Here is a 12,908-nt window from a genome sequence, read left to right on the forward strand (position 1 = left end):
GTTATATTCACCTTTCTAATTAAATTGTAATGTGCCATTTTTAGTAATCTGTTTCCACGTTTTACCGTCATCTGTGGAGAGGAATACATTTGCTTTCATTGTAGCAAATACCATTTCAGCTGAATTTTGAGGGTTTTGTGAAATATATATAATTGTATCTTTAGGATCTAAAGATGGAACTTGTATGTTTGTCTCTTCATTTGTAGCGATAGATTGCTTCGTTATCATTTGTTTGTTTTCCTTATTAATAGAGGCATAAATGACATCTTCATCGCTAAATGTAACTGCGGTCGATTCAAGAGATTTAGAGAATAATTTAAAAGTATTCCCGTAATCTGTAGATAAATAAACGCCGTCTTTAGCACTTACTGCTACAACACTAGATTGATCCGGATGCACTGAAAAGGAGTGGATAGTACTCGAAAGGCCCTTTAACTTACTATTTTTCCATTCTTGTCCACTGTTTGTGCTGACATAAAAACCTTGTTGTAATTTAGAATTAGGACGTTCGTTGTATAAATAAATCGCTTCCGTATTATATCCGACAGCAAGGTTATGAAAATCAGATTTTCCATAGAATGCTAGCTTTTCAAGGTTATTGCCGCCATCAGAACTTTTCATTAATCCTAAAGGGTTTTTTAAATTTGCACCTAGTTCCGGATGCCCACTAGCAAAAAATCCATTTTTCGTTGCTTGAAAGCCCATATAATCGTGTAGCTGTGTAGCGGTTTCAAACCATTTGCCATTTTGATAAACTTTTATACCACTATGAGTTGCGATAGAAATCCCTGGCATATTTCCTGCATAGCCAATTCCATGAATGTGCGCGATTTTTCCGGATGTAATTTCTTTATAGAAGTTTTGCGGAATCGTATTTGCTTTTTCTTTATTTTTTGGCTGAGACTGAACCGTTTCTTTTTTTACTTGTTGTGTTTCTACATTATTAGAGCATCCTGTAATTATAAATAATGAAGTAATGGCTAGTCCTACGTAATGTTTCACGTTTGTAGGCTCCTTTCCTATATGTATGAGATTTTAAGTATATGGAATAAATGTCAAGAAATTGTGGAGTGGTATGCATAATCTCAAGTGGAATAGTAATGAAGATTTTATCCCGCATATATGTGCGGTAAGAAACTCATTAATGAAAGTTTTATTTTCAAAATGAACACTATTAATTGACGAAAAATTATAACAATAATAGAATGAATTGTATTGGATAATTAGTTTGAAAAACATACATAGAACGCAAGGGGGATTATTATGAAGTCAACATTTTTTGCTCAAAATAGAGAACGATTAGTAAACACATTACCAGATGAATCGATTACTATCTTATTTGCTGGACAGTCACCTCATATGTCAGCTGATGCACATTATAAATTTGTGCCGAATCGCAATTTTTACTATTTAACGGGAATCGATGAGCCGAATATTATTTTCGTGTTGAAGAAGTTTGGGAATAGTGTGGAAGAAACTCTTTTCATTGAAAAATCAGATCCAGTACTTGAAAAGTGGGTTGGAAAAACAGTTTCTAAAGAAGAGGCAGAACAAATTTCAGGTATAAAAAAAGTTGTATATATAGAAAGCTTTGAAAAGACAATGACAAATACACTTTTCGCAGAAAATGTGAAACATGTGTATTTAGATTTAGAGCGTCGTGAGTGGAAGGGTACTGAGACGAAACCGTTAGCGTTTGCTAAACATGTAAGAGAACAATATCCACACATTACAATCGGTAATGTATACCCGGACATTTGTGAATTACGAGTGTTTAAAACAGAGGAAGAAATTGAAAAAATTAAAGAAGCAATAGTGGTTACTCAAGAGGGTATTTATAATGTGCTGAAACAAGCGAAAGCAGGCATAATGGAATATGAATTAGAAGCCCATTTTGACTTCACATTAAAATCATCAGGTATTAAATATCATGCATTCGATACAATTTTGGCGAGTGGTAAAAATGCGACTGTACTGCATTATGAAGACAATGATGCACAAATTCAAAGTGGCGATTTAGTACTGCTTGATTTAGGTGCTCAAAAAGACTATTACAATGCTGATATTAGTTACACATTCCCAGCTAGCGGAACGTTTTCGAGTCGCCAAAAACAAATATATAATATCGTGTTAAAAGCATTGAAAGAAACAACTGAACTTATTAAGCCAGGATTAAAGTTTGCTGCATTAAATGAGCATACAAAAAAAGTATTAGCAGAAGAGTGTAAAGCAATTGGTTTAATTCAAGAAGACGAGGAATTATCTAAATACTATTATCATGGAGTAAGTCACTTCCTAGGTTTAGATACGCATGATGTAGGAACGTATAAAGATAGAGTATTAGAAGCAGGTATGGTCATTACGATAGAGCCTGGCCTTTACATTGAGGAAGAATCAATTGGTATTCGTATTGAAGATGATATTCTTGTAACGAAAGACGGGTATGAAAACTTGTCAAAAGATATTATTAGATCAGTTGAAGAAATCGAAGAGTTTATGAGCGAAAATAATGAACATATAAAGGGAAATCAGGCCGTAGTTAAATAATAAGAAAAAGGTAACCACTAATGTATTTGAACTTCACCTCGAATCGTGGACACTTAAAAAAGTCCATGATTCGGGATAGAGTTCTGTGCTACCTCCGAAATACTAATCTTTAATTATTAATCCTAATAGAGTTGCGAACTGAACAGCTTGATATGTTGATACTTTACATCCTCTTAAATCGTTCACTGAAACTGTAAGTGTATCAAAATTAGAAGAACTAATATCTATCCCCTTCAGTGATGTTTGATCAAAATTAGCTTCGTCAAGGCTACATAATTGGAATTCAACTTTTTTTAGTTTACAGTCAAAGAAATCTGCATTATTTAATGAAGTTTCATTAAATATAATTTTTTCTAGTTTAGAATTTCCAAATGCCGCTAAATTCAAAATTGAATTCTCAAATTTAACATTTCCTAAGCTAGATTCTGTAAAGTTAACTCCAATTAATTTACTATTTTTAAATTCAACTCTGTGAACAGAAGAATTGCTTAAATTAACATTTGATAAATCGCAGTTTTCAAAACAAACATCTGTGATATCAATATTGCTAAAGTCTGTATTAGTGAACTTACAATTCTTTATCACTGCATTATATAAGCGCACTTTATCTACAGATTCATTTTCGAAAGTGGAGTCTATAATTTCACACATTTCTAATGTTGGATCTTCTTCATAAAAAACATCTTGAAAATTCCGTGAAGATAACTCTGGTGAAATTTTTGGTCTATCAATTTTCATAGTATATCAATCCTCTTCTTTTTGATATATGAGTGTAATTCAGGTTTAGTGTCTTTCTAGAAAGAACATTAGTTCTTATTATACACAAACCTACCTTTTTTTGTGAAGAGCATTGCAGCTAATTTTTTCTTATTTAGAAGTCACAGTGTTATTTTTTCTTAAGAAACAACGTCATAATAAATACGAGAATTGCTAATACAGTCGTTACAAGGAAAGCATCTTGCATACCTAAAATATTCGCCTCTTGTAAAGCGTCTGCTTTATTAATTTTGTTTGCAAGTGTTAATGCATATGTTGATTGTGTCCGGATGAAGGTGGAGGAGCATAATCTGGGAATGTTATAAATACAGAAACAATGATTACTACGCCAATTGAGAGCAATAATAGAAACCCACGATGGATATAAGTAGAGAAGGTTTCAGATAAAAGCTGAATCATACATGACATAGTTATCGTTATAGTAAGTAAGAGGCTAATGAACAGTATACTATGAGCTTGTTGAGCGTTTAACATTTCTGTAATCATAGCTCCCATCATACTTGCCATTAATCCAGAGAACATTCCTTCTAAGGCAGTATACAGGTGAAAACGTAGACCGACTAAAAAACCAATAAAACCACTAATCAAAATAGCAAGCAAAGTAGAATATAGTAATTCTCCTTTAAATAGAATACCTAAATAAAAACCAATGCTTAAACCGATACTCATACTAAAAGACATAATAAATACCATATACTCCATTAGGGTACCCTTACGTTTAGAAATATATGATGTAATAATAATCGAGATACAACAAAGTGTTAAGGTAGTTAACGTATAAGCAAGCATCATGATACCTCCCTGTCCTATCGTTCATTTCATCATATGTTCAAATGGAGAATACTTATGCTTATTTATATCTGCAAATTATCTGCACAATTTAAAAAAGGTAAGTTCAATATAATTTTCAAATAATGATGGTTATCTTTGCAGACGATACTTCATAACGAATTGTTATATTTAAAATTTTATAGAATATATGAAAGCAAATAGTAGTGAATGGAAAGGACGCTCGATTTTTGGACGTCTTTTTTGTTTGTGAGTATGCGAAAGAGGTTGTTATATAATGAGTTTCTATTGTGAAGCTCTTAAGAATAAGCGTATAATATTATAGGTCTCACATTTGTGAGGCAAACCGTGAATGATAAATAAGATTGTTGTTTTATCATCGCTTCTAAACATATAGACAATGAAAGTAACACTGGAATACAGATAGGGAGTTATAAAATGAAATTAATTATCGCCGAGAAACCAGATCAAGGTTTGGCTCTTGTTTCACAGTTTAAATATCGCCGGAAAGATGGGTATTTAGAAGTAGAAGCAAATGAGTTATTTCCAAATGGAGCGTACTGTACATGGGCAATTGGTCATTTGACGCAGTTATGTAATCCAGAACATTATCATGCAGAGTGGAAAAAATGGTCACTTAATACGTTACCAATGATTCCAGAACGTTTTCAATTTGAAGTAACAAAGTCAAAATATAAGCAATTTAACGTTGTGAAACAGCTGTTACATAATCCTCAGGTAACAGAAATTATTCACGCGGGCGATGCTGGTCGTGAAGGGGAATTGATCGTACGAAACATTATTAATCTTTGCAACGTGCAAAAGCCAATGAAGCGTCTTTGGATTTCATCTTTAACGAAACAAGCTATTTATCAAGGATTTAAAAACTTACTAGATGAAGCAGATACGATTAATACGTATTACGAAGCATATACAAGATCTTGCGCTGACTGGGTCGTTGGTATGAATGCATCGCGTGTCTTTAGTATTTTGCTAAAGAAAAAAGGAATGAACGATGTATTTTCCGCTGGTCGTGTACAAACACCAACATTAGCACTCATTGTAAAGCGTGAAAAAGAAATAGAGAACTTTAAGTCAGAGCCGTTTTGGGAAGTATTCGCAACCTTTAATATAGAAGGAAAGAAGTATGAGGGGAAATGGGAGAAAGATAATGAGTCCCGCTTAAATGATCCTGATTTGGCAAATAAAATTGCAGCGTTTTGTCAAAATAAACCGGCTGTAGTAAAAGAAATGAAAACGGAGCGTAAAGAGTTTCAGCCGCCGTTTTTATTTAATTTATCAGCACTGCAAGCGACAGCGAATAAAGCCTTTAAATTTTCACCGAAAAAGACGCTTGATATAACACAAGCACTATATCAAAAAGGGATAGTCTCTTATCCTCGTTCGGATTCTAACTATGTTACACAAGGAGAAGCAGCGACATTCCCTGATATTTTACAGAAGTTAAGTCAGTTTGATGAATATAAAGGTTTATTGCCAGCACCAATTGAATCGATTATGAACAATAAGCGTTATGTGAATGAAAAGAAAGTTACAGATCACTACGCAATTATACCGACAGAGCAAGTTACAAATCCAAGCAAACTATCAGGTGATGAAAAGAAAATTTACGATATGATCGTAAGAAGGCTGATTGCGGCGCATTATGAAGTAGCAATCTTTGACTATACAACAATTACAACTCTTGTAGACGAACGTGCTGCGTTCATTTCGAAAGGAAAACAGCAAATACAAGAAGGTTGGCGTAAAGTTATTTTCCAAGACGATAAAGATGACGAAACGATTCTTCCGATTGTAGCTGAAGGTGAACAAGGAAAAGTTGTAAAGGTGAAAGTGAAAGAAGGAAAAACACAGCCACCGAAGCGTTATACAGAAGGACAACTTATTACGTTAATGAAAACAGCCGGTAAGTATTTAGAGAATGAAGAGCTTGAGAAAGTATTAAAGAAAACAGAAGGTTTAGGTACTGAGGCAACTCGTGCAGGTATTATTACAATGCTGAAAGATCGTAAATATATAGATGTGCAGAAAAACCAAGTGTATGCAACCGATAAAGGTAAAGTATTAATTACAGCAATCGGTGATAAAATACTGGCTTCACCAGAAATGACTGCAAAATGGGAGCAACGCCTTGCGGAAATTGGAGAAGGCACAGCTTCACCAGCTACTTTTATGGAACAAACGAAGAAGCTATCAGCTAAAATTATTGAAGACGCGGTAGAAATGTCGGAGAAATGGGATTTCACTGGATTACATGTTGAATCGATTGAACGAAAAGGATCGAAATTTACAACAGGTAAAAAGGTCGGGAACTGTAAAAAATGCGATGGCGATGTTATTGATAAGTCCACATTTTATGGGTGTTCCAACTACAACACAACACAGTGTGACTTTACCATTTCGAAGAAGATATTAAGTAAATCAATTTCGCAAAAAAACATGACAAAGCTATTAAAAGGTGAGAAGACCGATTTAATAAAAGGCTTTAAAAAAGGTGAGAAAACATTTGATGCGAAGTTAGAGTGGAAAGATAATAAGATTAATTTTGTGTTTGAGAATTAAGTGTGTCAATGAATAAAAAAGTCATTTACTAAATAAAAAAGTTCTTTCCTGAGTAAAAGGTTCTGCCAGGTTAGGTTTGAAAAAATTATTTATAGAAATAAAAAAGCATGACAATTTTATGTCATGCTTTTTTATTTTGTAATTACAGAATTTTGTGTACTAATATTAACAATTATTTAAAATAATTGTTTGAAAAAATGGTATGAAATAGGGTTAAGTAGCAATAAAGTTATTTAATTTACAATAAAGTCTTTTAAAATATAAAAAAGTTGTTTAAAGATCCTTCTTTAACTAAACGGCAGGTTAGTTTTAATACAATGTTTGTTTTATCATTTAACCAAAGTGATAGAAGGTCAAAGAAAAGGCAGTAATAAAGAAATGCCATTCCTAATGTGGACTGGCACCTGGTAAGATGCAAAATTCATTATTTGATTTCGGCTGAGGAATTTGATTCATCTATTTTTCCTGTACTTTATTATGATTCCTTAGGCAGCCTTCTCTGTTTTAAATACCCATTGTTGGAGAGTTGGTTGATAATACGGTATCATCCACCCTAAAATTTTGCCGATAAAATAGGCGGCAATTAGTGTGCCGATTCCGATTGAGCCTAATGATTGAATGAAAACTATACAGATTGCACCAGCCACACAAATGTTTATTAAATCGCTCAAAATTTTTGCTTTACCGAATTTCAAATTGAATTTTTCACTAATTGCATAAGTTAACGCATCATACGGCATTAATGGCAGTTTCGCTGTTGTATAGCCCATTAAACCGACCGCTATAACAAATAAACTAACAATCAAATATACACTTCGAGCAAGGAGAGTTTCAGGTGCAGGGAAAAGTTGTACAAGGAAGAGTGTTGCATCCATGAAAAACCCAAATAAAAACGAAATAATGAATTGACTCACAAATTCATTTAACTCCATTCGTTTACTTAATATCACTTGAATAATAATGTATAAAACATTTGCAAGGGCCATTGTCACACCAACCGATAAACCAATCGTTAGCGTACTTGCATATGCTAATGATGACACAGGCGATACACCAAATCCTGCTTGAATCGACATGCTAATGCCAATCGACATAAAAAATAACCCGAGCACGTATAAGATGATGCGCTTCAAGGTTCTGTTCCAATGATTCATAGTATCTCTCACTTTCTAGTTAATATTATCAATATAAAGACTATAGCTATAGAATTAAATATAACGCCAAATTCGACATATGAAAAATATATATATGATAAACTAATCATATCAAAAAACATATGACGGAGAGATACAATGGATTTCAGGCAATTATATTACTTTAAAGAAATTGTGAAACAAGGAAGCATTTCTAAAGCAGCAGAAGTGCTCCATATCGCGCAGCCCCCACTTAGCCAATTATTAAAAAAGCTTGAAACTGATCTTGGCACAACTTTAATTCATCGATATCGTCAAAAATGGGAGCTTACAGCAACAGGTGAAATACTATACCAATATGCCAATCAAATGTTAATACAAATTCAAGATGTAAAGCAGCAAATTCAAGAAATTGAACAAGGTATAGGAGGAACAGTAAGTATCGGTGTATCATCTGCATGTTCGAATATGCTCATTGACTATGTTAGTACGTTTAGAACACAATACCCTAATGTTAAAATAAATATAGTAACTGGAAATTCAGAAGAATTATTAAAAAGACTAGAACAAAGAGAAATTGATGTTGCCTTACTTTTACGATTGGGCAATAGTGAACAATATGAGATGAAAATATTAAAAAAACAACCAACCGCTGTGATTATTCCATCAAGTTGGGCAACATCGTTTTCATCACAGCATGTGACGATTGAACAGATTGCCCAGTTCCCATTCATTATGCTAGGAGCAATGGAAGGACTCTCCTTCAATGAAGACCTTTTCAAAGTGTTTGATGAACATCAAGTCAAGCCAAATATCATTATCGAGTGTAAAGATATAAGGATGGTTGTAGCACTTGTTAGTAGAGGACTAGGATTATCCGTTATTCCAAGAATGGATTACACATCATCATTTTTAGAACATACAACGCTTTTTGAATTGAAACAATTTGATTTTCATTTAGAGCCTGTAATAGTAAAATTAAAAGACCAAAGAATTTCCAAAGTAGCATCTCAATTTTGGGAAATGGTTGATTAGGAGATATGAACAAAGCAAAAATAGCCTTCAATCAAGTAATATAGACATCTTACGAAAAATTGAGCCGGGATAAAAAAGTTCTTTACTTGAGGAAGTTTCAAAACTGACTGTAGCTATATAAATAAAAGATAAAAAAGTTCTTTACTAATTTGAAAAACGCAGTAATTATACTACTTATTAGTAAAGAACTTTTTATACAAGGACATAAGTGGTTTCAACATATAAAAAAGCTCTTTCCCGAGTGAAATGTTCTGTATTAGGTTTGAAAATATAGATAGAAAAAAGCATGACAATTTTAAGTCATGCTTTTTTATTTTATAATTACAGAGTTTTGTATACTGGCACTAAAATTTATTTGAAATAATTGTTTGAAAGGATGCTATTAAATTGGACGTTTATATCATTTTGATCATTTCTTTTATATAAAGGAAAAATAAGAAATTAGAAAATGGAAACAAGCAATGAAGAGAACAACTGAAAGTAGCTTACACAGATGGTTATAAAAAGTTATAGAGCATTTCTTTGAATGAGGAATGCTTTTTGTTTTTGCTTGGAACAAAAATATACAACAAAAATATTATCTAAAATAATAAAAATTTATTGTAAAACAATAAATTTTATATTAAAATCATAATAAATAAGAGAGGTGCTTTTTATGGAAAAGGTAACAACGTTGTTTTTAAAATTAGAGGAGGTATAACTATGGACATTAACAATTTGATTGTTGAAAATATTGATAACCCTCATGAGTTGGAGAGAATGTATAGAAAAGACCCGAAAGCCTTTAAAAAGTCATTCTCACAAGCATGGGACCAAAACCCGGATTCTCAGGTTCTAGGTGCTTGGTATGAAAGGTTGCATTTTAAGGAGATGGCAAATGCAGAAAAAAAATCTTTGTTTCAAAAAGGTTTCTTATTTATGGGCATTCTAGCTATTCTAGCCGGGTTAAGCACCAGAATCATTTTCCACTTTGTCGAACAGGAAGCAATTGCTCCGATTAACCTGGCTTTTGGTATAATTCCCTTTATTGCTGCCTATTTTGTTTACAATAATACTCCGAAAAAAAGTGTTATTTATTCCCTTGCAGCGTTGTTCCTAATTTCTGGGCTTTATCTTAATATGCTGCCATTAAATTATAAAGACAGTATTATCCTTGCTTATTTCCACCTTCCTATATTCTTATGGGTAGTGGTAGGGCTTGCGTTTACAGGAAATGAATATTCAAAAGGCAGTACAAGATTAGCTTATATTAAATTTAATTTGGAATATTGTATTCTCTACGCCAGCATGGCAGTTAGCGGAATGATACTAGCAGTATTAACCATGCAGTTATTTAGGTTTGTTGACTTGAATATAGAAGACTTCTATTTTAGTAATGTTGTTTTATTTGGTGCTGCCGCTCTTGCTATTGTGGCTGCATACCTGGTATCAATGAATCTGAAACTTGCTAAGAATATTACACCATATATAGCTAAAATTTTTAGTCCTCTTGTCCTGATCACATTGTTGCTCTATCTAATAACGGTTATATGGGTCGGAAAAAATCCATTCTTGGACCGCAATTTCCTGATAGTCTTCAACGGAATACTCCTTGGTGTATTGGCCGTTACCATATTTTCCATTATCGAGAGCGACTCAGACGAGAAAAAGAACATTTCAGATTATATAAATTTTGCCTTAATTGTTCTTGCGCTTATCGTTGACAGTGTGGCTTTGTCAGCCATCGTGTTCAGACTTTCTTCTTATGGGATTACGCCTAATAGACTTGCTGTTTTAGGAGTAAACATACTTATTTGGGCAAATCTAATTTGGATTATGCTCTCCTATATGCGTTTTCTACAAAACAAATCCGGACCTTCAGCTATCCAAGATGCTGTTACGAAGTATTTGCCAATCTACGGACTTTGGGCAGCGTTCGTTATATTTACTTTTCCTATAATTTTTAATTAGAAAGGATCTGTTAATATAACGAAAAGTCAATCTTCTATAACGTATAAAATCTTTAGAGCCGATAATTCAATTTTGCATTTATAGAATTTCTCGACAATAAAAAAATGTCCCAAAGTGGGACGTTTTTTTATTATGCGTATTGCTGCTTTTTCTTAATAAGCAACAACACTTGTGAAACACAAGCAAGTACTGGCAACTCAATCAACGGTCCGATAACGAGTGCAAGTGCGATAAGAGGCTCGTCTGGAAAAGCAGTCACAGCAATAGCGAGCGCAACAGGCGAGTTTCTTGCTAATGTTGTTAAGCTTAAACTTACTGTATCTTTATAAGATAAATGCAGGATGCGCCCGATAAATTGTCCTAGTAAAAAATTAATGATGAAGAACAATAGAACAGGAATGAGTAATAATAAAACAACATTCATATTTTGGAGTAAATATTTACCTTGTGATGCAAACATCGCTACAATTGCCAAACTTAAAAATACAATTTGAGCAGAGCTGAAAAACGGAATAATTTTATTCTCGAGTGTTTCAGCTTTTTTCATTTTATTCATAATGAATTTTGTAGCATGTGCAAGTAAAAATGGTAAGACAATTACGATAACGATACTTTCTACTAAAACAGAAAACGCTACAGTCTTCATTACACCGGCAAATAAAAATAAATATACGGGTAGCAATAATACTTGTAAAATTAAATTTACAGGCAAAATTGCTGTGGAAAGTGCTGCGTTTCCTTTCGCTATTTCAGTAAATATTAAGTACCAATCTGTACATGGAGTAACCATTAACATAATAAAGCCAACCCAAAGTGCTGGGTGATCTGAAAGAAATAACGCGCCTAATCCCCAAGCGAGAAAAGGTGTCCATATAAAGTTAATACCTAGGCTTGTTCCGGCGAATTTTAAATTGCGAAATCCGTTTTTAATTTCTTTCAATGGGATGCTTAGGAATAATCCATATAGCATGAAAAATAAGAAGGGGACAATAAATTTGTCTGAATACATATGTATGATATTAAATTGTCCGAGTACAATGCCGCATGTAACAGCAAAAAGAATAATAAAAGTTTGAATCTTTTCTATAGTGCTCATGAATAAATCCTTTCTAAATATAAATTTCCCTCTCTAAGTTTATTATACAAGTAATAAAGTTGTATTGGCTGTTTAATTGTATTTTAGTTATTGTTTTTAATCCGAGATGTTATATTTAATTAAAAGTTGCTTGACTAAAGTAAGTTGCTATATTACAATCACTTACATAAGGTAATTAAATAATAAAAAGTTTTAGGTTCCTTAAATGAAGGTATCTATTGGAACTTTTTCTTAGAATAAGAATTTTTATGATGATGAATAATGAATATGAAAAGAAAGATTAGGTGAAGGAAATGGGATTATTTAGCTCATTATTTGGTAAAAAAGAAGAAATTACGAAAGTAGAGGAGAATAAAACAATGTCAAAAGTATTATTTGTAAGAGCAAACGATCGTCCAGCGGAGCAAGCAATTAGTTCAAAAATGTATGAAACATTTGTAAGTACTTATAAAGAAGCGAACCCAAATACAGAAATTACAGAGTTAGATTTATTTGCATTAGATCTTCCTTATTACGGAAATATCGCAATTTCAGGTGGATATAAACGTAGTCAAGGAATGGAGTTAACAGCTGAAGAAGAGAAGGCCGTTGCTACAGTAGATCAATATTTAAATCAGTTTTTAGAAGCTGATAAAGTTGTATTTGCGTTCCCATTATGGAACTTCACAGTACCCGCACCATTAATCACATATATTTCATACCTTTCTCAAGCCGGAAAAACGTTTAAATATACAGCGAATGGTCCAGAAGGTTTAGCTGGTGATAAGAAAGTAGTTGTACTAGGTGCTCGTGGTTCAGATTACTCTTCAGAGCAAATGGCTCCTATGGAAATGGCAGTTAATTATGTAACAACTGTACTTGGATTCTGGGGAATTACAAATCCAGAGACAGTTGTAATTGAAGGACACAATCAATATCCAGATCGCTCACAACAAATTGTTGAAGAAGGTTTAGAAAACGTTAAAAAAGTAGCTGCGAAATTTTAATTAATGATAGTA

The 12,908-nt window shown here is 33.0% G+C and carries 10 protein-coding genes; 5 read left to right on the top strand and 5 right to left on the bottom strand.

Going from position 1 to position 12,908, the window contains the following annotated elements:
- Nucleotides 1–15: 15 nt before the first annotated feature.
- Complete coding sequence (locus ACFVQC_RS14020) at nucleotides 16–1,002, bottom strand: F510_1955 family glycosylhydrolase (protein WP_377898516.1); 987 nt, start codon at nucleotides 1,000–1,002, stop codon at nucleotides 16–18.
- Between the two features lie 261 nt (nucleotides 1,003–1,263).
- Between ACFVQC_RS14020 and ACFVQC_RS14025 the strand changes: the two genes are divergently transcribed.
- Nucleotides 1,264–2,547 carry an aminopeptidase P family protein gene (locus ACFVQC_RS14025; RefSeq protein WP_377898517.1) on the top strand — a complete coding sequence of 428 codons (1,284 nt, stop codon included), beginning with the start codon at nucleotides 1,264–1,266 and terminating at the stop codon, nucleotides 2,545–2,547.
- Between the two features lie 102 nt (nucleotides 2,548–2,649).
- Here ACFVQC_RS14025 and ACFVQC_RS14030 read toward each other — a convergent pair whose 3' ends face one another.
- Together ACFVQC_RS14030 and ACFVQC_RS14035 are read right to left on the bottom strand one after the other, a co-directional pair.
- Nucleotides 2,650–3,285: a pentapeptide repeat-containing protein gene (locus ACFVQC_RS14030; protein WP_377895448.1), complete on the bottom strand. Its 636-nt coding sequence runs from the start codon at nucleotides 3,283–3,285 to the stop codon at nucleotides 2,650–2,652.
- 282 nt (nucleotides 3,286–3,567) lie between these two features.
- Nucleotides 3,568–4,113 (bottom strand): hypothetical protein, encoded by a 546-nt coding sequence (locus ACFVQC_RS14035; protein ID WP_377895446.1) that lies wholly within the window; start codon nucleotides 4,111–4,113, stop codon nucleotides 3,568–3,570.
- Between the two features lie 438 nt (nucleotides 4,114–4,551).
- On the opposite strand from ACFVQC_RS14035, the gene topB reads away from it, so the two are divergent.
- On the top strand, nucleotides 4,552–6,696 hold the full coding sequence (gene topB, locus ACFVQC_RS14040) for a DNA topoisomerase III (RefSeq protein ID WP_377895444.1): 2,145 nt from the start codon (nucleotides 4,552–4,554) through the stop codon (nucleotides 6,694–6,696).
- Nucleotides 6,697–7,181: 485 nt separating this feature from the next.
- On the opposite strand, the gene ACFVQC_RS14045 is transcribed toward topB, so the two are convergent.
- A complete protein-coding gene (locus tag ACFVQC_RS14045; RefSeq protein ID WP_002200884.1) occupies nucleotides 7,182–7,850 on the bottom strand; it encodes a YczE/YyaS/YitT family protein in 669 nt (222 codons plus the stop codon).
- Nucleotides 7,851–7,988: 138 nt separating this feature from the next.
- Here ACFVQC_RS14045 and ACFVQC_RS14050 point away from each other — a divergent pair, with 138 nt between their 5' ends.
- Together ACFVQC_RS14050 and ACFVQC_RS14055 are read left to right on the top strand one after the other, a co-directional pair.
- Nucleotides 7,989–8,864 (top strand): LysR family transcriptional regulator, encoded by an 876-nt coding sequence (locus ACFVQC_RS14050; protein WP_002148786.1) that lies wholly within the window; start codon nucleotides 7,989–7,991, stop codon nucleotides 8,862–8,864.
- Between the two features lie 702 nt (nucleotides 8,865–9,566).
- Entirely contained in the window at nucleotides 9,567–10,814 is a 1,248-nt protein-coding gene (locus ACFVQC_RS14055; protein ID WP_377898518.1) for a DUF4153 domain-containing protein, read from the top strand.
- Nucleotides 10,815–10,944: 130 nt separating this feature from the next.
- Here the strand turns inward: ACFVQC_RS14055 and ACFVQC_RS14060 are convergent, their stop codons facing one another.
- A complete protein-coding gene (locus ACFVQC_RS14060; RefSeq protein WP_377898519.1) occupies nucleotides 10,945–11,910 on the bottom strand; it encodes an arsenic resistance protein in 966 nt (321 codons plus the stop codon).
- A gap of 293 nt (nucleotides 11,911–12,203) precedes the next feature.
- On the opposite strand from ACFVQC_RS14060, the gene ACFVQC_RS14065 reads away from it, so the two are divergent.
- A complete protein-coding gene (locus ACFVQC_RS14065; RefSeq protein WP_002148771.1) occupies nucleotides 12,204–12,896 on the top strand; it encodes an FMN-dependent NADH-azoreductase in 693 nt (230 codons plus the stop codon).
- Nucleotides 12,897–12,908 lie beyond the last annotated feature (12 nt).

The sequence above is a fragment of the Bacillus sp. NPDC057893 genome (assembly GCF_042796455.1).
In the GTDB taxonomy this organism is placed as follows: domain Bacteria; phylum Bacillota; class Bacilli; order Bacillales; family Bacillaceae_G; genus Bacillus_A.

What these genes read in the sequence shown, in the direction of transcription:
- ACFVQC_RS14025 (WP_377898517.1), top strand. Translation starts at nt 1,264, where the DNA reads ATGAAGTCAACATTTTTTGCTCAAAATAGAGAACGATTAGTAAACACA.
- ACFVQC_RS14030 (WP_377895448.1), bottom strand. Translation starts at nt 3,285, where the DNA reads ATGAAAATTGATAGACCAAAAATTTCACCAGAGTTATCTTCACGGAAT.
- ACFVQC_RS14035 (WP_377895446.1), bottom strand. Translation starts at nt 4,113, where the DNA reads ATGCTTGCTTATACGTTAACTACCTTAACACTTTGTTGTATCTCGATT.
- topB (WP_377895444.1), top strand. Translation starts at nt 4,552, where the DNA reads ATGAAATTAATTATCGCCGAGAAACCAGATCAAGGTTTGGCTCTTGTT.
- ACFVQC_RS14045 (WP_002200884.1), bottom strand. Translation starts at nt 7,850, where the DNA reads ATGAATCATTGGAACAGAACCTTGAAGCGCATCATCTTATACGTGCTC.
- ACFVQC_RS14050 (WP_002148786.1), top strand. Translation starts at nt 7,989, where the DNA reads ATGGATTTCAGGCAATTATATTACTTTAAAGAAATTGTGAAACAAGGA.
- ACFVQC_RS14055 (WP_377898518.1), top strand. Translation starts at nt 9,567, where the DNA reads ATGGACATTAACAATTTGATTGTTGAAAATATTGATAACCCTCATGAG.
- ACFVQC_RS14060 (WP_377898519.1), bottom strand. Translation starts at nt 11,910, where the DNA reads ATGAGCACTATAGAAAAGATTCAAACTTTTATTATTCTTTTTGCTGTT.
- ACFVQC_RS14065 (WP_002148771.1), top strand. Translation starts at nt 12,204, where the DNA reads ATGGGATTATTTAGCTCATTATTTGGTAAAAAAGAAGAAATTACGAAA.